The organism is Paraburkholderia sp. JPY419 (genome assembly GCF_050435705.1).
Classification (GTDB): Bacteria; Pseudomonadota; Gammaproteobacteria; order Burkholderiales; family Burkholderiaceae; genus Paraburkholderia; species Paraburkholderia youngii.
Genome location: NZ_JBNDKV010000001.1, coordinates 1,152,645 through 1,175,019, shown reverse-complemented (window position 1 = coordinate 1,175,019; position 22,375 = coordinate 1,152,645). Strand labels below are relative to the sequence as shown.

The window sequence follows — 22,375 nt, the reverse complement described above, 5'->3', positions numbered from 1 at the left end:
GGGATATCTCGCGACCGCATCAAGGTTCGGACGCTGCCGGACGAGGCGGGAAGTCACCGCCGTGGGCTTGGGGCAACTGCCGCAGCGAATTCGACTGGATGGACGTGCACTTGCCGTCCTTCACGTCGGAATGGTTTTAAGAACTTTCTTAACCGACGGTTCGAAACCGCACTCTCCGCAATCGGCCTCCAACTTCTAGCGCGACGCGGGGCAGCCGGCCCTGCGTTGCTCTGGAGGGCCGGCTCGGTGGTCTTCTCGCGCGTCGCTCTCTCGCGATGCGCATCCAACTCGACGTTTTCCCACAAGCCGTTGATTGTTTTTGCGGGCGACGGTGAGCCTTGGAGTCTGCACGTGCAAACGCTCCTGTGTCGACGAACACATCCAAAACCAGCGATGAAAAAAACGCCTTGGCTCGGTGTCCCGCAGCCAAGGCCAAACTCCACACGCTCTCGCGAAGTGTGTGAGAGGAGAAGTCGTCCCTGATCACTCTTCGATCTTGGTGCTACGCGCCGGGCGCAAAATCATTTCTCGGATCGAAGTTCGCGATAATGCAACGATCTGTTTAAGTTGGATCATTTTCTTGATCTATCGAAAATGCAACTGTTCGTTTCGTATATTGCACTACGTTCAAAAAGACGCACTAAAGCATTGACTGCCCGCCGTCCACACTGATAGTCTGTCCTGTTATGAAATTAGCGTCGTCACTGCACAGAAATGCAACTGTTCGTCCAATATCGCGCTGAGGATCGCCGAAGCGCCCAACTGCAATTTCAGAGAGATAGCGAGTACGTTCCTGGGGATTGGCTTCGAGGTAGGCTTCGGCAGCAGGCGTGAGCGCTGCCGGGCAAATGACATTGACGGTAATGCCATAGGCGCCCCATTCGCGCGCCGCGACACGCGAGAGACCACGAATGCCCTCCTTGGTTGCGGCGTACGCGCCGAACCCCTTGAGACCTTCGATGCCGGTGCGTGAACCGAAGTTGATGATGGCGCCGCGGCCTCGCGACTTCATCTGCGGCAATACGGCTTGCATGAAATACAGCGTACCGTATAGGCCCGACTCGAGCGTATTACTCCAGTCATCGTCGGTAACAGACTCAACTGGTACACCCGGGCTGCTGCTTTGCGCATTGTTGATAAGCGCGTCTACACGTCCGAACCGCTCGACGGCAAGCTCGACTGTCCGAACGGCGTCGGCGCGATTGCGCGTATCACCGGGCACCACGAGCACTTGTGAACCGAGGACGGTCAATTGCTCGGCGGCCTGCGTGAGTTTGGCCTCCGTACGACCAGTCAGGACCAGGCTCGCTCCCTCAGCGGCAAGTGCGCGTGCAATACCGAGTCCGAGGCCTTGCCCACCTCCGGTCACAATGGCGACCTTTTCTGCCAGTTTTTTCGTGTGCATGTGTGAGTCCGAAAGTGATGGTGAACGGTGTAGTTCGGCGCGCAAGCGCACCTCGAGGATGTTCCGGAAAGTGATGCCCGGCATTCCAATTTTATGAACGTCGTTCAACTATATCGTAACAAGAGAGCGGGGGCGCCCTGGCGTATTCCCGAATTCGGATGGCGCAAAAGTGTGCCACATTGCGATCGTTGTAAAACTATGTGAATAGTTCCCGTATAATCGATACAGTCAATTCATGGGGAAAATCATGTTGAAAGAGACCTCAGCGCCGGCGGACCGGGACGTCAGCGGGCCGCGCTCGCTGACCCGACTCCTCGGAATTTTCGATGTGCTGGCGAAGTCTCCGGACGGTATGTCGCTGGCAGAACTGAACGTCGCCCTCGAGTCACCCAAGAGTAGCCTGCTCAATCTGCTGAGGCCTCTAGTGGCGGAAGGGTTCTTGATGCACGACGCAGGCCGCTATCGTTTAGGGCCGTCGATCTTCCGGTTGTCCGCGGGTGTGATGGCCGCGTGGAACTTCTCGAAGATGCTGCGCCCGTTCCTGGTGGATCTCTCGAAGAGCACCAATGAAACCGTGTATATCGGTGTTCTTGACGCCGAGCACAAAGAGATCACCTATGTCGACGTGATCGAAAGCGAGCAATCGGTGCGCTATTCAATGCACATCGGTCTGCGTCGCCCGCTCTATTGCACGGCTGCGGGGCGCGTACTGCTGGCCCATGCACCGGACGCGTTCGTTACCGATTACATGAAGTCGGTCAAGTTCGAGCGCCGCACGCCGCAAACGATCGCAACGAAGAAAGCGCTGCGTGATGAACTCGATCATATTCTCCAAAGCGGCCTGTCGGTGAGTCGCGGCGAACTGCTGCCGGATTCCGCCGGTGTGTCGTCGCCGATCTTCGGGCCGAATGGCAATGTGATCGCGGCGATGGCGATTGGTGCGCCGCTCGAGCGCTTCGACCGCGAACGCCATCGACTCGAAGAGAACATGATCAGAGTCGCTCAGCGGGCGTCCGCGTTGGGGCAAGCAGAAGAGGAGTGACTGGCCGGGCGGTCGGCTGCGCGGTGAAGCGCGTGCTTCACCGCGCAGCGGGCGTGGCGCAGTTTGAGATGCGTTGCACCTGAGCGCAACGCATCGATCGAAACGACAATCAGTTTGTACGACGCTTCGGCAGCATGGATGCGATCAGCAGTCCGGCAATCGAACTGCAGGCAATGTAGACGAATACCGAAACATGGCCGCTATCGGCGGGAAACGATGCACCGCTGTGTCCGGCCGTCGCGCTGCGCAGTAGTGAAAAGACCGCCTGGGCGCCTACCGCGAAGAAACATGAGAAGAACACGTAGAGCATGCCCGTTGCCTCGCCTGTCTGATGTGCAGGCGTCGTTTCCACGATCTGGTTGTACAGCGCAGTGCTCGTAAAGGCGAGGCCGAACGAGCACAGCACCGCACCTGGCACGAAGAGCAGCAGGCTGCGATGAAGCACGATCAGTGAGGCCCAGGCCAGGGCCAGTATGAGCATGCCGATCATGGCAGCGGGGCGGGCCTTGTAGCGGGCCGCAACACGGCCGCTCCAAGGGCTTGCGACCAGCGCGACGATGTTGATGCTAAACATCAGCAGTCCAGCCGTCGTTGCGCTCAGCCCGAATCCGGCGTGCGTGCCGGCAGGTTGCTGGGCGAGCAGCGAGAAAACCTGTCCCAACTGCATGGCGCCAGCCGCGAGGAATGCCATGCATGCATTCGCCAATACGACTTCGCGCATTTTCAGCAGACGTACGTTGATGAGCGGATGACGGGCTCCGAGTTGATGGCGTGCCCAGAGTCCGAGCACGATCATCCCGCCAACGATCAAAGCCCATAGCCGCACATCGCCGAGTCCCCACGCGCGGATTTCCTGCACTGCGAACAGGATGGCACACAGTGCTGGAGCGAACGCAAGGCCTCGAATGTAGTCGATCCGGACGCCGGGATTCGGCGGAGACGGCGGTGCCCACGTGCGTACGGCTGCGGCGGCGACGACGCACAGCGCGACTTTGAACCAGAAGCCGCCCTGCCACGAATAGTGATCCACGACGACGCCCGCGCAGATGTAAACCAGCCCCGCCGATACCATTCCCGCCGCACTGATCAATCCGACCGCGGCTGGCACCCTGGCGGATGGCAGGTTCTCACGAACCAACCCGATTGAGAGCGGCGTAATGCCTGCCGCGATCGATTGCATCGCACAACCCGCGACGAGTATGCCGACGTCGGTCGCGCACGCAGCGACGACTGCGCCGACCGCAGCGACAGACATCACCACCAGCAGGATTCTGCGGTAGCCCAACAGGTCACCGAGTCGCCCACTCACCGCTGCAAAGACGGCCGAGCCGAGCCAGTATGCGGTCACGGTCCAGCTCACGGAGTTCGACGCAGGAAAGGCCTTGTAGAGCGTGACCAGCACCGTATAGATGACGGTGATGCCAGACGAAGCCGCTACCGCGGCAAGCAGGATCGCGATCGTGAACCCACGTGGTGGTCCCGCCACGCGTTGCGCTCGATGTGCCTGCGGGGAGAGTACTTCTGCTTGCATGAACGTCTCCGGTTGCATGTATCGTTTGGATTATACTTATATCCGAACAGTGTTCGCATTGGTGTTTTGTATGTGCGATCGATGCAGGCCACAAGGATGGCGAGGGCGCTGCCCGATATCAAACCGATATCGACGCTTTTGAGTTCGATATGAGAGTTTTTCGGTCGATGGCTTGACCCGATACTTCTCTCAAGGGCGCTCGTTCAGCAGCGCTCCCCACAATCAGGAGATAGAACATGCAAGCGTATCAAGGGAAGATCTACGACGCGGACACGCACTTCTACGAAGTCGAGGACGCATTCAGCCGCTACTTGCCCGCGCAGTTCAAGAAGGACTGGTCGTTTACCAGCCGCGTGACGGCAGACGGCAATCGCTGCATGTATGTCGGTGACCGCAAGGTGGAAATCAGCGAGGGCTACACCTCGGCCGAGGGGCACGTGCCGCCGCCGGGCAAGCTGCATGAATGGTTGCGCGCGATGAAGGAAGGCAAAGATAACGTCGACATGCGGGTGCCCCCGACCCCGGACATGTTCAACCGCGACGCGCGTTTGCAGAAGATGGACCAATTCGGTGTCGAGGCGTGCACGATGTACATCGGCGAAATGGTCGCGTGTATTTCGTATCTCAACGAGCCGGTCGCCGCCAATGCGGTTCTGCATGCGTATAACCGCTGGATGCTCGAAGACTGGGGTTTCAACTACAAGGATCGCATCTACACGACGCCGGTCGTCACGCTCGACGATCTCGATGCCGCTGTCGCCGAGGCCAAGTGGCTCGTGGCGAACGGCGTGCGCGTGGTCCTGATGCCGATGGGGCCGTTCAATGGCCGTGCGCCGGCGGACCCGTACTTCGATCCGTTCTGGTCGATTCTGAACGAGGCTGGCGTGCGCGTGACGTTCCACGTGTCGGAAGCGATCTACATGAAGGATCACATGGCGGTGTGGGGCGAGCCGGTGCAGCAGTCGCGCCAGCGTCAGACCGCCTTCGTCTGGATGCACGGCTACGGCGAGCGTCCCGTGATCGAGACGCTGTCGTCGTTCATCTTCTATAACTTCTTCGAGCGTTTCCCGCGCGTCAAGCTGTGCAGCGCGGAAAACGGCGCGGAATGGGTGCCGTCGATGCTCGTCAAAATGGACAAGTGCCGCGGGATGGCGAAGAATGGTTACTGGCCGTGCGGTCAGTTGAAGAAACGCCCGAGTCAGATCTTCAAGGAAAACGTCTTCGTGGTCGCGTATCCGGAGGACAACATCGCCCAGATCATCGCTCAAACGGATTCGTCGGACTTCCTGTTGATGGGCTCCGACTATCCGCACGCGGAAGGGGTGCCGGAACCGAAGGACTTTGCGTCGGAAGCATGCAATGCGCTGTCGGAAGAAGACACGCGCAAGATCATGTACGACAACGGTCGCAGGTTCATTCCGCTGCACGTGTGACCGCTTTTGCGCTGGGCGCCGGGTGTGCGCTGGTCGGCGTCATGCATTCGCGCGGCAGCGCGAATGCAGCGTCCGTCGACGGCGGCAGACTGTCCTGCCGTCCCGCCGGATTTCTTCATTGTGAATAGGTTAGCCATGAATATTTCGGACTATAAGGCGTTGTTGCTCGAACGCGATGGCGGCATCCTGACTGTCACGCTCAACCGCCCTGAAACGTTGAACGCGTTCGACGAGCAGATGGACATCGAGATGTCGCGGCTTTTTCTCGATGTCGCCGAGGATGATGAAACCCGGGTCGTCGTGTTGACGGGCGCAGGGCGCGCTTTTAGCGCGGGTGGCGATATCGAGCACATGCAGCAGGTCATCGACAACCCGACGCTGTTTCTCGAAGGCATGCAGCGCGCGAAGAAAATTGTCTTCTCGATGCTCGATTGTCCGAAGCCGGTCATCGCAAAGATCAACGGTCATGCAATTGGCCTCGGCGCGACGATCGCACTATTCTCGGATCTGAGCTACGCGGCCAATCACGCGAAGATCGGTGATCCGCACGTGAAAGTCGGCTTCGTGGCGGGCGATGGCGGCGCGGTGATCTGGCCGCAGCTGGTGGGCTATGCGAAGGCCAAGGAATACCTGTTGACGGGCGACCTCGTCACCGCGGAAGAGGCAGCACGACTGGGTCTCATCAATCATGCGGTGCCGGCCGACGAACTGGATGCCGTGGTCGACGCCATGGCGAGGCGTCTCGCCAACGGCGCTTCACGCGCGATCCAGTGGACCAAGGCGTCGATCAACATCGGCCTGAAGCAACTTGCGCATTCCATTCTCGACGCGTCGATTGCATACGAGGCGTTGTCGAACCTGACGGAAGACCATCAAGAGGCGGTCAACGCGTTTCGCGAGAAACGCGAGCCGGTGTTCAAGGGACGTTGAGCTTTTTACTGCGTCCGGCTTTAGCGATGTAGGCGGCGGGCGCGGCCAGGGAGGTCTGACATGCAACGGGTAGTGGCGGTAACGGGTGGATTCGGCGCGCTTGGGCGCACGGTTGGTCACGTGTTTGCTGAGAACGGCTGGGAGGTTGCGCTGATCGACAAGGCGCCTGCGCCAGAGAAAGCGAGCGCGGAGCAATTGCACGCTTCGTGGTGGCGAGGCGGCGTCGAGCTAACTGATCTCGATTCGGCGCGCTCCGCGATTTCGGATATCGTCGAGCAGCTTGGCAAGCTCGATGCGATCGTCAATATAGCGGGGGGCTTTCGCTGGGAGACGTTGGCGGACGGCAGTCTGGACACGTGGGATCTGATGTACCAGATGAACGTACGCACGGCAGCGACTGCGTCGAAAGCCGCGCTCGACTATATTGCCAACAGCGCGGAAGGCGGACGCATCATCAATATCGGAGCCGGCGCTGCACTCAAGGCGGGCGCGGGCATGGGAGCGTATACGGCTTCGAAGTCGGGGGTGATGCGTTTGACCGAGGCGCTGGCCGAGGAACTCAAGGGCCGCTCCGTTACCGTCAACGCTATCTTGCCAGGCATCATCGATACGCCGCAAAACCGCAAGGATATGCCGGACGCCGACTTTTCCCGCTGGGTGCGGGCTGAAGAAATCGCCAACGTGATTCTCTTTCTCGCGTCGGTTGCCGCGTCGGGGGTAACCGGGGCGTTGATTCCGGTGACCGGGCGCACGTAAAAAAACCGCAAACGATGGTCCAGCGGGCAGTCAGGCGAGATGTCCCGAGCGTTTTCTGTCTCGCTGGATGGTCAAACAGGCCACACCAAATGCGATCCGGCGAAGAAGGCCGTCGCCAGCAGCGGACTAGTCAACGGTATGCTTGAACTGCGTTCGCTTGCGGTTGAAATCGATCGTGGACTATAGCGCTCAGCAGATCTTTGCCGGGCCTCTCGCGGCGTTCGCTCATCCAGCCTTGAAACTCAGTTGATCGATCTGACTTGGCCGCCATCGACGCGATAGTTGGCACCGGTCATGTAACCGGATAGCGGACTAGCCAGCAGGGCGACCATGCGGCCGATATCCTCCGGCTCGCCGAACTTGCCGGCCGAATTGACGAAGATCTGGGAAGTAAAGCGGCGCTCCACCTCTGCCCAGTCATCGACATCCCAACCCTGCTTCAGTGCGAGATCCGTAAACGTACTTTTGACCGCAGGCGACATGATGATGCCGGGCGTCACGGTGTTGACCGTGATCCCCGTCGCGGCGAGTGTCTTGGCAAGCGATGCGCTCATGTTGACCATCGCTGCCTTGATGGCCTGATATTCGGCAAGATCGGGTTCCACTTGTGTGGCGGCCGCGCTTCCGATATTGATGATGCGCCCGAAGCCGCGCTCCTTCATTCCTGGAGCCAGCTTCTGGATAAGCCTGACGGCCGCGCCGACATTCTGCTCGAAGGTCCAGAGCCAATCGGTCCAGAGCGTCTCGAGCCAGGCTGGATTCATCGCACCACCTTTGCCGTCCATGCGATGTGAACTGGCACGGCCGCCGGCGTTGTTGACCAGGATGTCGACTCCGCCGAGCCGCTCGATGATCTGATCCGCGACGCCGTTGCAAGCCGCCTCATCGGATAAGTCACCCACGACGTAAGAAACCTCGCATCCGGCAGCCGTGATTGCTTCTGCCACGTTCCGGCAACGTCCTTCATTGCGGCCGTGCACGAGCACGACGGCGCCCTCGCGAGCCAGGACTTTTGCGATGCCCTCGCCAATTCCCGAGTTGCTGCCGGTGACCAGTGCGCGCTTGCCGCCAAGCTGCAGATCCATTGTCAGTTTCTCCCGCTCATAGAAAATGTCCTCATCGTGTCGCCGCTTGCACCGAAGCGGCGATCTCGGCCGCCGTGGGATTGCGCCGGAGCGTGAGTCCGCCAGTGACATGAGGGCAGTGCGAACAATGCACTTCAAGTTAGTCGTGCGAGCGAATCGTTGCTGAACCCGAGGAACGGCTCGCCAAGCCGCGCGCGCCGCGCCCAGTTTGGATCATGCAGAAGCGAGCGTCCTACGCCAACAAGATCGAATTCGCCGCGCGAAAAGCGATCGAGCAGAGGGGTGAGATCGGGCTGCGCGGAGGTCTCGTCCCCGGCCATCGAATCGTAGTAGCCCTTGTTAATGCCGATTCCACCAACGGCCATCGAAAGCCTGCCGGTTACCTTCTTCACCCAACCAGCGAGATTCATTTCTGAGCCCGGGAATTCCGCCCGATTGAAGTACCGGGTGCTCGCCTCGAAGATGTCGACGCCCGCGTCCGCGAGCGGGGCGAGGATCCGTTCAAGCTCGTGCGGATCGTTGGCGAGACGCGCGCGGAAATCCTGCTGTTTCCACTGGGAGAAGCGGAACGTGATCGGCATCGTGGCGCCGATCGCTTCGCGAATTGCGCGAACGACTTCGGTGGCGAAGCGGCTGCGCGCTGCCAGATCTTTGCCCCATTGATCCGTGCGCTGATTGGTTTCGGCCCACAGAAACGCGTCGATCAGATAGCCGTGACCACCGTGAATCGCGATTCCGTCGAAGCCGGCGGCCTTCGCATAGCGGGCGCTTCGACCATAGGCCGCAATGACGTCCGCGATCTCGGTGTCGGTCATCGGGCGAGTTGGCGTCATGACCCGCTCCATGTAGCCTGCGTTCAGCGATGTCGTTCGTCCCGCCGGTCCCCACAATCCGGAGGGGCGCAGCGGTGCCGCAGCCGGGAAGGGGCCCGTATTCGCTTCCTTCATCGGACCCATGTGCCACAACTGAGGAAAGATGATGCCGCCACTTGCATGCACTTCGTCCGTCACGCGGCGCCAGGCCGTAACGGATTCGTCGTCGGCCAGCACCGGGATCGAATTTTCGCCTAGTCCCGCTTCGCCAAGTGCTGCCGGATGATCGACACCAACGCCTTCCGTGATGATGAGACCTGTCTCGCCCTGCGCACGGCGCTTGTAGTAGGACGCGACGTCACTGCCAGGCAGTCCATTGGGTGAAAAGCCGCGGGTCATGGGTGACATGACGATACGGTTGGCAAGCGTGACGCCCCGTACGGTGAGGGGCGTAAAGAGCGATCCGATATCCATGGGCGTTCATATAATTGACTTTCGTGCGGATAATGATACGCTATCTTTGATTGAGGAAGAAAGAAATCTGCCGCCGTGTTACATCCGGCGTCGAAGAGGAGAATTGCATTGGAGCAAACAGACGCACTGGCCGTCTTCTGCGGGCAAGCAGATGACGAAGGGACCATTCCAGAAGGATTTGCGTTGATGCCGGCGTTTGGGCCCTTCCATCAGATGTTCGGACCAACGTACTTTCGTAAGACCGAGCGCGGACACGTGATTGGGATGTATGTCCGCGAGGCGCATCGCAACCTCGGTCAGATGATGCACGGCGGCGCGGTTTGCATGCTCGCTGATACGGCCATTACATGGGCGAGCAAGCATTCGCGCGAGCCGGCGGTGAAAGTGTTGACGACGAGCTTGACCGTCAACTTCATGGGCAACGCTGAGCCCGGCGATTGGGTTGAAGCTCGTGTCGACGTTTTGCGTTCGGGAAGGCGAGTGATCTTCTCGGACTGTCAAATCTGGGCGAATGCGAAGTGCATTGCCCAGGCGTCGGGGCAGTTCCAGGTGATGGGGGCGTTTGACAACTAGTCCTTCGCGGGACTAGAAAATGTAGCGCCCCACGTTACGGCATTGATCTGCCCCGAACCCTATCCAGAGTCGCCCGATATTTCCACGCCGTCAACACGAACCGATGAATGCGTTCGGCCCGGCGTTTGCGCTCTGCACGCGTGGTTTGTATCGCAAGGTGGACTTCGGGCGCGCCGGTGACCAACGTCAGCAGATCGCGCGCCGAGTTCGCAGGGTCGTCGATCTCGATCACTCCGCTGGCCGCGGCGGATTCGAGCGCGCTCGCGAGGGGCGCCAGCATCGTAGCTGTGTATTGCAGAAATTGTTTTGCGATGTCCGGGAAGCGCATCGCTTCGCCGATCACTAGCCGGGAAGTGTGCATGCTGTCCGGGGTCGCCATGTGCTCGACGAGCGCGTCGATGAGGGCTGCCAGGTTCGTCGAAAAATCGCGGCCCGGCTCGACATGCTGTGAAATCTTGCCGCGCAAATCAGCCATCCCGCGCCAGACGATGGCGCGAAACAACTCTTCCTTGGTTCCGAACTGACGGTAAATCGTCGTCTTGCTGACGCCCGCGATCGACGCGATTTCTTCGACTCTGGCGGCGCCGAAACCTTCTCTCATGAAGACCGATTTGGCGGCATCGAGGAGGCTCTCGCGCATCTGGAGCGCATCGTCGTGGGTGGGCCGGCCGGCCGTTCGCTGTTTGCCCGCGGCAGCGAGCCGCGAAGCTCCGTCGGGAGCAAGAACTGCCATAGGTTTGAACATCGGTGAGTGTTTTATGACGGATACAGGCCGCCAGTATACTCACGTGTCCCGAGGGGCGCCACTGACGGCGCCCCTCGGTTCCAAGGTCAGTGCGCGAGGCTCAAACGTTGATCATGCCGCGTACATACGACTCCATCGTACCTGCGCACGAAAGTTTGTCTTCGCCTTCTTCGAGATCCGCATACCGGCCGACCTGCCTGACTAGCGGTCCCCGCAGTCCGTCGGTGTTGCCGGCCGGCGAAAAGTCGACGGTGACCTTGTCGCCGGTAATGAAACCGCCCCAGTATCCTTCGGCCAGCAGATCGAAGAACGCGAACCGCCCTTCGACGACACCCTGACCATCGGAAGGATTCAGCAGGTGCTCACCCGATTTGTCGAGAACGAACGGAACGATCCACGGGCAGATAGCGTAGCCCTGCGCAACGTCCGACCAGGGACCGGTGCCGATCATCTCGGTCATGCCATAGCTGTTCTGAACGTTCTCCGGCCGGATACCGTAAAAGCGGATGACCTGCTCGCGGTAGTCGGCGGGTGCGGCAGTGCCTTTCAATCCGCCTCCGGCCGTGATCACCGTGTCGGGGTGGCAGATCCCATCCGTTATCCCGCGCTGGCGGGCGCGCTCCACGAGAGTCCAGTGCAATGACCAGTTGCCTTGCACGAGCACAGGGACGTCCCGGCGCGCCGTAAGCTTGTCGAGAAACCGGTCGATCATCGCGCCCGTGTGTCGCTGGCGTGCCACCGCCTGCTCCTGGAATGCCGCGACTTCACTGGGCTTGGCGGAGCCATCGGCCATTGCGCGACGCATGCGGCCCATCGAGATCGTTGCAGAGGCGAGCACCGGGTCGTCGAACATCAGGGTGCTTTCGGCGCCGAGTCGCTTTGCTGCGTTCAGTACCGGCTCAATATGCCGATGCGCGCCGCCAGGCGGCATCATCAGGAATACCGGGCGTTTGCCGAAGTCTCTTTGGATCAATGCGTTGCCGTGCACGCCCAGCTTCACGCAGGACTCGGTGACATTGTCGAGATCGGCTCGCGTCTGGCTGACGAAGCTGCACTTGCCGGACGTGCCGCTCGAGCTGAACACGTGATGACCTGCGTCGCGCAAGCGATCCATCCACGCGTCGACGTTATCGACGCCGTTGACCTCGACGTCACCAACGCGTTTGCTCGATAGTGTCTGCAGCCAGACGGACAGATGCTTCCAGCGGCCGTTGTCGATGAACTGCTCAGGGTAGCTCTTGTAGATTTGATGCGCGAACAGCAGCGGCACCATGTCTGCGTGACGGTTGACGTCTGCGATGCCGACATCGTCCGCTCTGCGGCGCAGCAGCTTGATCTGCTCGCGGCGCTCGGCGAAGCGCTCTTTCATGGCTGCGAGCTGAAGCTCACGGAGATTCTCGGGGTGATTGCGGAAGGGGTCGCTGTCGCCACGAAGCATTGCGTAGAACGGGTCCAGAGCGGACATGTTTGTCTCCTCTGCAGAAAATTGCTGCGATTTTATTGATCGAAATTGGTGGAACTCGAGACTTCAAGCCATGTTTCGAGGTTGTCCTGTACCGATGCGAGCTTTTTGCGGACGACGTCGACGGCGTCGGGACCGAGCGGCAGACGCAGCGGCGGCGCGTCTGCCGACACCGCGCGGACGATGGCCTCGGCGGCCTTCGCGGGATCGCCCGCCTGGGTGCCGTGGTAGCTGCTCATATATCGGCGCATTTGCCCCACTGTCTCCGAGTAGTCGGGCAATTCGTTCTCGCTCCACTTCAGCGATCCACCCGCGAAGTTCGTGCGGAAACCGCCCGGCTCGACGAGGGTCACGCCAATGCCAAACGGGTGGAGTTCCTGAGCCAACGATTCTGAAAGCCCTTCGACCGCGTGCTTCGACGCGCAATAGAAGCTGCAGCCAGCGATGCCGATCACGCCGGCGACCGACGAGAAATTCACGATATGGCCGCGCTTACGCGCGCGAAAGTGGGGCAGCACCGCTCGTATCACATTGACCGTGCCAAAGACGTTGGTATCGAATAGTTGCCGCGCCTGCTCGTCGGAAACCTCTTCGAGTGCGCCAAACAGGCCATAGCCGGCATTGTTGACGAGTATGTCGATAGCGCCAGTGCGCTCGAGTGCCTGCCCAACGGCGCGTGGTACCGCCGCCGCATCGGTGACGTCGAGCAGCAGGCCGTGTGCGCGGCCGGGCGCAAGATTTTCAAAGGAGGCGATTTGCGTTTCATTGCGTACAGTGCCGACCACTTTGTCGCCGCGAGCGAGGACTGCCTCGGCCAGGGAGCGGCCGAAGCCGGACGAAACACCGGTGATAAACCACACGGCCGGATTTGTCGTTTGTCGTGTCATCGTTGAGTAGATTCTGTAGATTTCTGGGTAGATAAAATCATCCGGCGGTGCGAGCCTCAGTCATGTCTGCGACCTCTCCGCGAACATAGGCGTCGATCGTTCCGGCGCAAGAGAGCTTGTCGTCACCGCCGGGCAGGTCCCTGTAGCGAACGACGTCGCGAATGATGGGCGTGCGCACGCCGTCGATGCCATGACCAAACTCGACAGTGACCTTGTCGCCGCTGATGACCCCGCCCCAGCGACCATCCGCCAGCAAGTCGATCATCGCGAGTCGTCCTTCGACAACGCCTTTTCCATCGGGCGGATTGAGAAGTTCTCCGCCTTTGGAGTCGAGCACCAGCGGGACCAGCCACGGCGGTACGGCCCACGCCTTCGCTTCATGGAACCACGGGCAAAAGCCTGACACTTCGCCCATTCCGTAGCCGTCGTTGAAATTGGCCGAGTTGAAATTGAAGAAGCGTTCGCACTGCTGCTGGAAATCCTCGGGCAAGTTCGCGCCTTTTTTGCCGCCTCCGATACTGATGATCGTATCGGGATGGAACTCGCCGTCGGCGATGCCGCGTTCGCGGCCGGTGGCCACGATCTGGTACAGCATGCCCAGCATGCCCATGATGAACATCGGCTCACGACGCCGGTCGAGCAATTGGTCGATGAAAAGCCGGAAATCGGCTTGTACGCGCTCGCTACGTTCCCGACTCTCGTTCTGGAACGCCTCGATTTCACTTGGCAGCGCGGTACCGTCCGCGATCGCGCGTCGCATGCGCGCCATGCGCGTCGTGTGCGCGGCACTCTGCGGTACGTCGGACATGTAGTGGAGGTCGCCGGGCACGGCAATCGATTCAGCGAACTTCGCCATCCGTTCCGTGCCCGTATAAGAGCCTGAAGAAGGCGTCAACAGGAACACCGGATAACGCCGCGACGGATCGCGCATACCGCTCGCGGCCCACCGAATACCCTGGGCGAGCAGCCGCCATCCAAGTTCACGGTCGACCTCGCTTTGGTATATGAAGGACTGCTTGCCCGACGTCCCGCTCGAACTCATCACGTAGTGTCCGTTGCGGCGCAGCTCGTTGATCCAGTCATCGAGGTCGCGAATCGCGTCATATTGGAGTCCGTCGATCTTGCGCGTCGTGAGCGTTTGCAGCCACGCAGTGAGATGGCGCCATTTACCCTGCTCGATGAACGCATCGGAATAGCTTTTATATACGGCGTCGGCAAAGAGCAATGGCACGGCATCGCTGATGTTCTTCACTTCGGTAACGCCAGCCTCGCTGGCCCGCTTGTCGAGAATACGGATCTGCTGCCGTCGCTGTGCGAAGCGCTCGCCCACGGCCTGAAGCTGCATCGTGTGGAGGTTTTCGGGCGCATTCCGGAAAGGGTCGGCGACGTCCGTGAGTGGCAGCAGCTTAGAAAGGGCTTGCATCATCGAGTCCCCTCCTGATTCGGACCTGATTCCTCCGATACCCATTTCATGAATCGATGGATCGGGAACATGCCGTCATGGGGATAGCCGCCGACTCCGTCAGAAATCGACTCGCCCAGCGCCACCATGCGCTGGACACCAGCGCAGGCGAGCGCATCGCGTACCTCCGTGACCCGGTGAGGCGGATAGATCCCCACCGTCTGCGTGGCGACCGTCGCGTGCCGCGCGCCATCGCGAAGGCTTGTTACAGGAACGACGTTGACGGTCTTGCAAATGGGGTGAAAATCCACCATTTCGTCAGAACGAATGACGAGCCCCTTGCCGTCATAGCCACCGAACACGCGATAGATCGGTTCCATTTCACGCAGCACGTCCACGGCCTCGCGAATGTCGGCGGGCACGAGCGGGCCTTGGCCGTCGCCGTACCGATAGTCTTCGCCGAGTGCCAGCGCTAGTTGCTCGCAGTAGCGGTCGGCGTCGTCTTCGTCGCCTTCGACGAATTGATACCGGCTAGCATTGCACGCGTCCTGATTGAACGACAGCACATCGGCTGCGCCCGCACGCGCGACCTCGCGCAGTACTTCGTCCGATGCAAAGGCCTCGCGGCCGATCAGCGAGATCGATACCTTCGGATCGAACGCGACCAGCTCGAGCCCGGGGCCGGCATAGCGCATCACGTGCCGAACCGCGCTTTCCCCGCCCCACACGACGATTTTGTCGAAGTACTGCGGACGATAGAGAATCGACTCGACGTTTTCGTCGCCACCGCGCCAGTACGCGGCAGAAAACGACTGGGTAATCGGATGATCCGGGTCGATTTCGGCCATGGTGCGCAGGATTGCGGTGGCCGTGAAAAGATCGTTCGAAGGCAGCTTCAGCAGGTGAACACCCTTCGTCAGCGCCGCGCGCATGACCGTCATGGCTGCGACCATCGGCGAGTTGCCTGCGAGGATATGTACGAGGCGCGGGGGAAACGCGCGCAGACGACTCGGGCGCCCGCGCAGAGTACGTTCCACCCAACCGTCCACGAGGCGCGCGTCGCCGAGACTCACGCTCAGTTCGTCCTCGATCACTTCACGCAAGAAAAGATTGGGAATGTCGCGATAGCAGTTTTCGAGGATCCGTCGCCCGAGCGGACTGACCTTGATCATCGAGTCGAGCGCGGCCTGCATCAGCGGATTCACGTCGAGGTGCAAACGCGGACCCAGCTCGACAAGAAAATCGATGATCTTCGCGACAGGAACATCGAAGGCAGGGCCGGATTCAGCGCGTGGCCACACCAAATCGTCCAATTCGATTTTAGGCGTGCAAAAGCCCTGCCCCAGATCGCGAGACACGTGTCTGATCGCGCTTCCGGTGACGGTGCGCCCGCGGTATATGTGAGGAACCAGCAGCGGTGCGAGGCTGGCATCCTGCGCCGGGTCCGCGCTTTGCTTTACGGTTGTTTCGGTATGCTCCATGAACAACTCCTTTTCAGTAGCGGGTACGCGTCGACCTGAGCGCCGACGTGGATCGATTCGGGGGATCTCGCCGCTCAACTCAAGTTCGCGATCATCCGATCGAGCAGATTCCGGGCGGCTTCAACTTCATCCACTGTGAAGCCGTGAAGTTGGCGATTGCTTGTTTCGACGATGAGCGGCAGAGTCTCGCGTAACAGCTGTCGGCCATCTTCTGTCAGTGCGAGCTCGACGGAACGTCTATCGGAAGTACTGCGGATCCGTTCAACCAATCCTCTTTTTTCAAGCGAATCGAGCTTGCGGGTCATGATGCTGCCGTCAGCGAGAAGTATTCGGCACAGGGCGGTAGGTGTACGAGCACGCTCGTCGAACAGCGCTTTCAAAATCCCCCACTGAATTGCAGAAAGTTTGCTCGCCGCGAGCTTCCGGTCGATTTCCGCGCCAAGCAGAAGATGAACCATGTTCATCTTGAACGCGACGCTTTCTTCTGTGCGGTACTCGTCCGGAGCAAGCGTATGCGCGAGTTCGGCGCTAGCCGGACGTCCCTGAAGTGCGGGGGATTCGAGTGGGGTCATCGATTACCTGCTAAAAAAATTTTTGCGTTTGCAAGCAACTATATGCACGTCATTCAAAATATGCAACGCACCGGGGGGTGTGGTTTTCCCCATGTTGCGACCGAAAGGCTGTCTGCGCGACGATGCGCACGCGTCTTTCATCCGCAATATTCGGGAGGAACCTTGTCTGAATCTGGTGTGGTAAGTGACATGAGGTTGCCTGTCACTGTCGGGGAAGTGACGGCGGAGTGGCTTACTTCAGCGCTGGGATTCCGCTTCAGCGGCGTCGAAGTGCTCTCATGCGAACACGTGGATGTACTGCCGGGCACGTCGACCAAGGTCCGCGTGGCTCTGGAGTACAACGACGCGGGACATGCGATGGCACTACCGTCGCGCATGATCGTGAAGGGCGGTTTCGAGGAACATAGTCCGTCGATGAAGGAGATGTATCGCAACGAAATGCGCTTCTATCGGGACGTACTGCCGTTCATAAATATGAACGCACCGAAATGTTTTTATGCGGGCGCCGATCCTGACGCCTGGCAGGCGGTCGTAGTGATGGAAGACCTGGTCGAGCGTAACGTTCGATTCTGTCGTGCTCAGCAGCCGCAGGGCTACGAACAGGTGGCCTTGCGTCTGAGTGCAATGGCGCGCTATCACGCGCAAACATGGAATAGCCGGGAGTTCGACAAGGGCGGGCGGCTTGATTGGGTGGGGGAGCGCTTTTCGGATTGGTCGTTGGAATATCAGAACCGCTACCTCGAGCCGGATGTCTGGGCGCACTACGTATCGCTGCCGAGAGGGGCCGCTGTAAGCCGGCGTCTGCACGATCGCGGCTGGATGGTGGCAGCGCTCGGGCGCATTGCGCGCGAACACAAGGGCAAACCGGTGTGTCTGATCCACGGCGATACGCACCTTGGAAATCTCTACGTCGAAGCTGATGGAGCGCCGGGTTTTTTCGATGCTCAGGTTAGCCGGGCGCCTTGGAGTCTCGAGGTCGCTTATCACATAGGGTGCGCGCTCGATATCGAAGACCGGCGCTCGTGGGAGCGGTCGCTACTAGAGCACTATCTTTCCCAATTGGCGATTAACGGGGTTCAGGCGCCAGACTTCGACGCAGCGTGGGGCGACTATCGACGCGATCTCGCATACGGATACTTCATCTTCGCGATCAACGAAACGCGCTTCCAGACCGAGGCGGTGAACACGGCGTATGCGGCGCGCTTTGGTGCGGCATTGGTGGATCATGGCGAAGTGGGCTAGTCGATTTGATCGAAGGCCAATAATGCAACTATATGTTGCATTATTGGCCTGACGAGACTAAGCTCAAGCATCAGTGACGTCCTCGCGAGCGAGGGATGAGCGCTAACGAATACCCGCTCGATCGAACGCTCCAGACGACGATCGATCTACCACAACCGGCTACAGCATGCCCGCTCCGAAGGTCTTTCATCAACGTTTAAACGGCAAGATCGCGATCGTGACCGGCGCAGGATCGCTCGGTCAGGGTTTCGGCACGGGCAAGGCAATTGCCTGTCTTTTCGCCGCGGAGGGCGCGTCCGTTTGTCTCGTCGATCAGCAATACGAGCGGGCGGCGGAAACGCTCGCGCTGATCACGGAGGCGGGCGGCAGCGCGTTCGTCTCGACCGGCAATGTCACCGACGGTGCGGTCTGTGCGCGCATTGTCGAGGAGACCGTCGAGAGGTACGGCGGCCTCGACATTCTCGTCAACAACGTCGGTATCTCGGGCGCGCCGGGGCGGTTGCAGGACGTCGACGAGGCGTCCTGGGATCGCGTGATCGACGTCAACCTGAAAAGTGCCTTTTTGATGAGCCGAAGTGCGGTGCCGAAGATCGTGGCGCGCGGAGGCGGGGCAATCGTCAACATCGGTTCGGTCGCGGGTATCCGCAGCCACGGGTCAGCCGCATACGGCTCATCGAAAGCGGGCATGGTCGGCTTTACGCGTGAACTCGCGGTGATGTACGGCCGCGATCATGTTCGTGCCAACGCGATTGCTCCGGGGCATATTTTTACGCCGATGGTCGAAAGCATGCTCAATGACAAGGCCCGCGAACGCCGCCGAAAAATCGCGCCCCTTCCGTTGGAAGGGGATGCGTGGGACGTCGCGGCCGCCGCGTTGTTTCTCTGCAGCGATGAATCGCGATTCATTACCGGCACGTGCCTACCCGTAGACGGTGGTGTGACGGAGGTCGCCGCGCTTGCGGCATACGACCTGGTTCAACAATAGCCGTCGATCTCGGCAGTGTGTGGCTCGCCACATGAAGCGTGTCTATTGGCACAGAGCTTACAGGGCGTGTTTTCTGGTAACTTAGCGTGGCTGAATTGACCCGCGTGACAGGAAACGGCACCTGTAGGGCGCTGGCACGGACCGCTGAGTCGCGGTCCATGCCGATCGCCTGTTTGCTCGGCAACGCGTATTTGCTGTCCGGCAAGCGGGGGTCCGAACCAATCGATAATCGCATGGGTGCTCGCAAGACCGCAGATTCGCTATTCGCCGCGTTAGCGGATGCTTCCCGACGACAACTGCTGACTCTGCTGAATGCGGGTCCTCAAAGCGCAGCCGCATTGGCGCGTGAGCTGAAAATATCGCGTGCGAGCGTGATCGAGCATCTGAATGCGCTTGTCGAAGCCGGCTGGGTCGACGTCGCTTTGGAAGACGACGGCGAGGCGTCCTATTCGAAACGTTCTCAAGCTGAAGCACAATTTCTGGCCGAATGCGAGGCGTTGCAGAAGCCCGTGTGCTCAGAGGCTAGCGATGAGTTGGACGAACAGGCTGCGGCTTGGGCGCGCGAGTGGCCAGCGGAAGACGCGAATGTCTACCTGATCGGGCAACGACTCCTACGACTATCTGCTCACATCGACCGGGCGCTCAAGGAAGCCGCCGCGAGTCAGGGCCTGCTGGCAGCCGAACTGTTGCTATTGGATGCGCTTCTGGTTTCCGGTCCGCCTTACACGCAGTCTCCGACGCAACTTCAAAAACCGCTGGCAATGACGCTGGGCGGCATCACGAAGTGTGTCGGCAGGCTCGAACAGATGGGCTTGGTGGAGCGCATGCCAGACCCGGCGGATGGTCGTGGAATACTCGTACGAATGAAGTCACAGGCACGCAAAGTATTGAGGAACATCCTCCATCAGGAGGCGTACGGCACTGACTGGGTGGCATCCAGTCATATGGCGCCTGAACGGCGAGCGGCACTCTCGACCTTATTGCGGGAACTGCATGTCTTTGCAGACGCGGAGGCCGCACGTCGGGATGCCGAGCGCGGCTGACATAGCTTCGGTGATCGCCATTTCGACAGCAAACCCCTAAGTCATCGCCATCGCTGCTCGCAATCAGCGCGCAAGACACAAAACCCATCCTCGGCCTGCGCTCTCAGCAGGCCTTCTCTCCCGTCTTTCGTTGCCATCGACGCATCCGGTGGCATATGGCCAATCCCGCATGACGCTATGTTCGTGAGCGAAAGCTCAGGGGAACACATTGGCGCGTTTGCTTCCAGTGCCGTCTCGGTACAAACACCTGGACACCGCAATTTACTTTCCCAGTAAATTATATTTCAGATGTTCGATGACGGGCAGCACATTGACGCCAAACGGAGACTGAAGCGATGAGGGCCGCATATTTCACGAAGGTAGGTTTGCCTCTAGAAGTTAGGGGTGTTGCCGATCCCACTCCAGCATCGGGAGAAGTTGTACTGAAGATTCACCGCTGCGGTATCTGCGGATCGGATCTACACATGACGGATGGACACGCACCGCATTTCACGCTTCCAGAAAATTCGACCCTAGGTCACGAATTTGCCGGCGAGGTGGTCGCCGTAGGTAAGGGTGTTGAGAAGCTGAAGATTGGCGATGCTGTAACCGCGCTGCCGTTTGTCGGATGCGGGCATTGCGCGACCTGTCTTTCCGGGAAGCCGAACTTCTGCGCGCAATTCAAGGGAGCCGCCGCCGGCTTCGCTCAATATGCAGTCGTTGCCGAGCGCGTAACGACCCGGCTTCCGAAGACGCTGAGCATGGAGGACGGCGCACTGATCGAACCGATGGCTGTCGGCTTGCACGGAGTTGCGCTGGCGAAGCTCACGCCGGGCGCGAGAGTGCTCGTGATTGGCGCGGGTCCCGTTGGGCTAGCCGCGACGTTCTGGGCTCGCCGCCTCGGCGCTGGTCGCATTGTTGCGACCGCTCCGTCACAGCGCCGCGAAGCGCTTGCGCGACACATGGGGGCCGACGAGTTTGTGGTTCCGCAGGAGGGACACGATCTGGCGGCACTAGCTGCCGATGCTCTCAAGGGTCCGCCAGACGTCGTGTTTGAATGCGCGGGACAGAAAGATCTGATTGCAAAGGCGATTCATTGCGTTAAGCCGCAGGGCGACGTCATAGTACTCGGCTTCTGCACAGTGCCGGATCAATTCATTCCGGCAGTCGCGGTATGGAAGGAAGTGCGAATTCAGTTCGCGGTCACCTACAGTATGCAAGAGTTCACTCACGTCGCGAACGTGTTCGACGCGGGCTCTGTAGAACCGCGCGCGATGATTACCGACCGCGTCTCGCTTGACGCGCTACCCGATGCATTTGAAGCACTGCGTGAACGGTCGACGCAATGCAAGGTAATGGTGAACCCATGGCTCAGCTGAAATCCTGGAGCGACTATCTCTCCCAGTTGGCAAACGCGGAGAGTCTGCTCGAATTGACCGAGACACCGCGCGATCCTCAAACGCGCGCGGAGCTGTATCGGCAGTTTCAGATGAATCTCTCGCTTGCCTACTTCATCTACTTCCAATCCGATCCGCTTCATCCTGACTGGTTGCCTTTCCTTAACTCGGTCTTCATGCTGCAGCCGAATCCCGACGACACCTATTTCGTCGCACCGTTGCGAGGTGACCTGCGATATCGGTTAGTTGGAGAGCGCGGCAGCGTGCATTTGCTGACGCTGGATATCGGCCGCGGCATCATGGGTACTACCGATAAAATCCACCCTCCGCTGGGTCAGTTCGACCTGGACGACCTCGAGATCGGCGCGGACGGCAGCTTCGAAGTTTTGTTGAGCGCACGGCGTCCCGCCGGTTATCACGGCAACTGGCTCGAGTTGCACCCCGAGGCTGACTTCGCAATGCTGCGCCAGCGCTCGTATGCGTGGGGAGCGGAACGTGACGCACGAATCGCTATCGAGTGTCTCGATGCTCCCCGGACGAAACCGCCAATGGGTCACGAGGAGATCGCGAGGCGTACCGGCGAGTTGATGGACTACGCGGAGCGTCTGTCACGTCGCTGGCTCACGCATATGCAGCAACTGCGCATGCGGATCAACGTGAACGAGTTCGAGTTTTTCGCTTTCGGTGGTGGCCTCGCGAAACAGGCGTACTGGCAAGCGATTTTCGATTTCGGTGACGACGAAGCGCTCATTCTCGAAACCCCACTGCCGCAGACACGCCACTACTGGAACGTGCAATTGAACGACGCTCTGTTCAACGCGCTTGACTATATCGATCACCAAAGCAGCCTCAATGGGCATCAGGCGCACGTCGACGAAGACGGCTATTTCCGCGCCGTGATTGCGCACCGTGATCCGGGTGTCGCGAACTGGCTGGATACAGGCGGGGTCAATCGGGGGACCGCAATAGGCAGATGGTATGGGTGCAGTTCGGAGCCGGTTCCGACGCTCAAGCGTGTGCCAGTGTCCGAGTTGCGCAATCACTTGCCGACGGGGACTCGCTTCGTTGACGCAACCGAACGCGAGAGACTCGTGCGCGAGAGACGCATGGGTGCGCAGCTGAGACGGCGGTGGTAAGCA

General features: G+C 60.0%; 20 protein-coding genes. 10 read left to right on the top strand and 10 right to left on the bottom strand.

Annotated features, from left to right (window positions below; all coding sequences use genetic code 11):
- Nucleotides 1-640 precede the first annotated feature (640 nt).
- The gene (locus QFZ91_RS05435; RefSeq protein ID WP_429566507.1) at nucleotides 641-1,513 is read right to left on the bottom strand and encodes an SDR family NAD(P)-dependent oxidoreductase; all 873 of its coding nucleotides are present in this window, start codon (nucleotides 1,511-1,513) and stop codon (nucleotides 641-643) included.
- 139 nt (nucleotides 1,514-1,652) lie between these two features.
- Here QFZ91_RS05435 and QFZ91_RS05430 point away from each other — a divergent pair, with 139 nt between their 5' ends.
- Nucleotides 1,653-2,447 carry an IclR family transcriptional regulator gene (locus tag QFZ91_RS05430; protein ID WP_176111329.1) on the top strand — a complete coding sequence of 265 codons (795 nt, stop codon included), beginning with the start codon at nucleotides 1,653-1,655 and terminating at the stop codon, nucleotides 2,445-2,447.
- Between the two features lie 109 nt (nucleotides 2,448-2,556).
- Here the strand turns inward: QFZ91_RS05430 and QFZ91_RS05425 are convergent, their stop codons facing one another.
- On the bottom strand, nucleotides 2,557-3,996 hold the full coding sequence (locus QFZ91_RS05425; RefSeq protein WP_429566506.1) for an MFS transporter: 1,440 nt from the start codon (nucleotides 3,994-3,996) through the stop codon (nucleotides 2,557-2,559).
- Between the two features lie 218 nt (nucleotides 3,997-4,214).
- On the opposite strand from QFZ91_RS05425, the gene QFZ91_RS05420 reads away from it, so the two are divergent.
- The 3 genes from QFZ91_RS05420 (at nucleotide 4,215) to QFZ91_RS05410 (ending at nucleotide 7,097) form a co-directional block, all read left to right on the top strand.
- On the top strand, nucleotides 4,215-5,411 hold the full coding sequence (locus tag QFZ91_RS05420) for an amidohydrolase family protein (protein ID WP_429566505.1): 1,197 nt from the start codon (nucleotides 4,215-4,217) through the stop codon (nucleotides 5,409-5,411).
- A 135-nt stretch (nucleotides 5,412-5,546) separates the two neighbouring features.
- On the top strand, nucleotides 5,547-6,341 hold the full coding sequence (locus QFZ91_RS05415) for an enoyl-CoA hydratase/isomerase family protein (RefSeq protein WP_176122671.1): 795 nt from the start codon (nucleotides 5,547-5,549) through the stop codon (nucleotides 6,339-6,341).
- A gap of 60 nt (nucleotides 6,342-6,401) precedes the next feature.
- Nucleotides 6,402-7,097 (top strand): SDR family NAD(P)-dependent oxidoreductase, encoded by a 696-nt coding sequence (locus QFZ91_RS05410; RefSeq protein ID WP_429566504.1) that lies wholly within the window; start codon nucleotides 6,402-6,404, stop codon nucleotides 7,095-7,097.
- A 242-nt stretch (nucleotides 7,098-7,339) separates the two neighbouring features.
- Here the strand turns inward: QFZ91_RS05410 and QFZ91_RS05405 are convergent, their stop codons facing one another.
- Together QFZ91_RS05405 and QFZ91_RS05400 are read right to left on the bottom strand one after the other, a co-directional pair.
- The gene (locus tag QFZ91_RS05405; protein ID WP_429566503.1) at nucleotides 7,340-8,182 is read right to left on the bottom strand and encodes an SDR family NAD(P)-dependent oxidoreductase; all 843 of its coding nucleotides are present in this window, start codon (nucleotides 8,180-8,182) and stop codon (nucleotides 7,340-7,342) included.
- Nucleotides 8,183-8,316: 134 nt separating this feature from the next.
- Nucleotides 8,317-9,468: an NADH:flavin oxidoreductase gene (locus QFZ91_RS05400; RefSeq protein ID WP_429566502.1), complete on the bottom strand. Its 1,152-nt coding sequence runs from the start codon at nucleotides 9,466-9,468 to the stop codon at nucleotides 8,317-8,319.
- 108 nt (nucleotides 9,469-9,576) lie between these two features.
- Between QFZ91_RS05400 and QFZ91_RS05395 the strand changes: the two genes are divergently transcribed.
- Nucleotides 9,577-10,041, top strand: a complete 465-nt coding sequence (locus QFZ91_RS05395; RefSeq protein ID WP_429566501.1) for a PaaI family thioesterase — start codon at nucleotides 9,577-9,579, stop codon at nucleotides 10,039-10,041.
- 34 nt (nucleotides 10,042-10,075) lie between these two features.
- On the opposite strand, the gene QFZ91_RS05390 is transcribed toward QFZ91_RS05395, so the two are convergent.
- From QFZ91_RS05390 to QFZ91_RS05365, 6 genes are all read right to left on the bottom strand, one after another.
- Nucleotides 10,076-10,774, bottom strand: coding sequence for a TetR/AcrR family transcriptional regulator (locus QFZ91_RS05390; RefSeq protein WP_429566500.1), 699 nt, complete (start codon nucleotides 10,772-10,774; stop codon nucleotides 10,076-10,078).
- 112 nt (nucleotides 10,775-10,886) lie between these two features.
- Nucleotides 10,887-12,251, bottom strand: coding sequence for a hypothetical protein (locus QFZ91_RS05385; RefSeq protein ID WP_429566499.1), 1,365 nt, complete (start codon nucleotides 12,249-12,251; stop codon nucleotides 10,887-10,889).
- Nucleotides 12,252-12,283: 32 nt separating this feature from the next.
- Entirely contained in the window at nucleotides 12,284-13,135 is an 852-nt protein-coding gene (locus QFZ91_RS05380) for an oxidoreductase (RefSeq protein ID WP_368597093.1), read from the bottom strand.
- A 37-nt stretch (nucleotides 13,136-13,172) separates the two neighbouring features.
- Entirely contained in the window at nucleotides 13,173-14,603 is a 1,431-nt protein-coding gene (locus QFZ91_RS05375) for a hypothetical protein (protein WP_429566498.1), read from the bottom strand.
- Nucleotides 14,558-16,018 carry an acyl-CoA reductase gene (locus QFZ91_RS05370; RefSeq protein ID WP_429566497.1) on the bottom strand — a complete coding sequence of 487 codons (1,461 nt, stop codon included), beginning with the start codon at nucleotides 16,016-16,018 and terminating at the stop codon, nucleotides 14,558-14,560. Before QFZ91_RS05370 ends, QFZ91_RS05375 begins: the two co-directional genes overlap by 46 nt.
- Before the next feature lie 74 nt (nucleotides 16,019-16,092).
- Nucleotides 16,093-16,590: a MarR family winged helix-turn-helix transcriptional regulator gene (locus tag QFZ91_RS05365; RefSeq protein ID WP_429566496.1), complete on the bottom strand. Its 498-nt coding sequence runs from the start codon at nucleotides 16,588-16,590 to the stop codon at nucleotides 16,093-16,095.
- Nucleotides 16,591-16,752: 162 nt separating this feature from the next.
- Here QFZ91_RS05365 and QFZ91_RS05360 point away from each other — a divergent pair, with 162 nt between their 5' ends.
- The 5 genes from QFZ91_RS05360 (at nucleotide 16,753) to QFZ91_RS05340 (ending at nucleotide 22,372) form a co-directional block, all read left to right on the top strand.
- The gene (locus tag QFZ91_RS05360; RefSeq protein WP_429566495.1) at nucleotides 16,753-17,832 is read left to right on the top strand and encodes a phosphotransferase; all 1,080 of its coding nucleotides are present in this window, start codon (nucleotides 16,753-16,755) and stop codon (nucleotides 17,830-17,832) included.
- Between the two features lie 166 nt (nucleotides 17,833-17,998).
- The gene (locus QFZ91_RS05355; RefSeq protein WP_429566494.1) at nucleotides 17,999-18,817 is read left to right on the top strand and encodes an SDR family NAD(P)-dependent oxidoreductase; all 819 of its coding nucleotides are present in this window, start codon (nucleotides 17,999-18,001) and stop codon (nucleotides 18,815-18,817) included.
- Nucleotides 18,818-18,903: 86 nt separating this feature from the next.
- Complete coding sequence (locus QFZ91_RS05350; protein ID WP_429566493.1) at nucleotides 18,904-19,860, top strand: MarR family transcriptional regulator; 957 nt, start codon at nucleotides 18,904-18,906, stop codon at nucleotides 19,858-19,860.
- Between the two features lie 335 nt (nucleotides 19,861-20,195).
- A complete protein-coding gene (locus QFZ91_RS05345) occupies nucleotides 20,196-21,218 on the top strand; it encodes an alcohol dehydrogenase catalytic domain-containing protein (protein ID WP_429566492.1) in 1,023 nt (340 codons plus the stop codon).
- A complete protein-coding gene (locus QFZ91_RS05340) occupies nucleotides 21,206-22,372 on the top strand; it encodes a DUF1214 domain-containing protein (protein ID WP_429566491.1) in 1,167 nt (388 codons plus the stop codon). The genes QFZ91_RS05345 and QFZ91_RS05340 overlap by 13 nt, the downstream gene beginning before the upstream one ends.
- The last annotated feature ends 3 nt before the right edge of the window (nucleotides 22,373-22,375 follow it).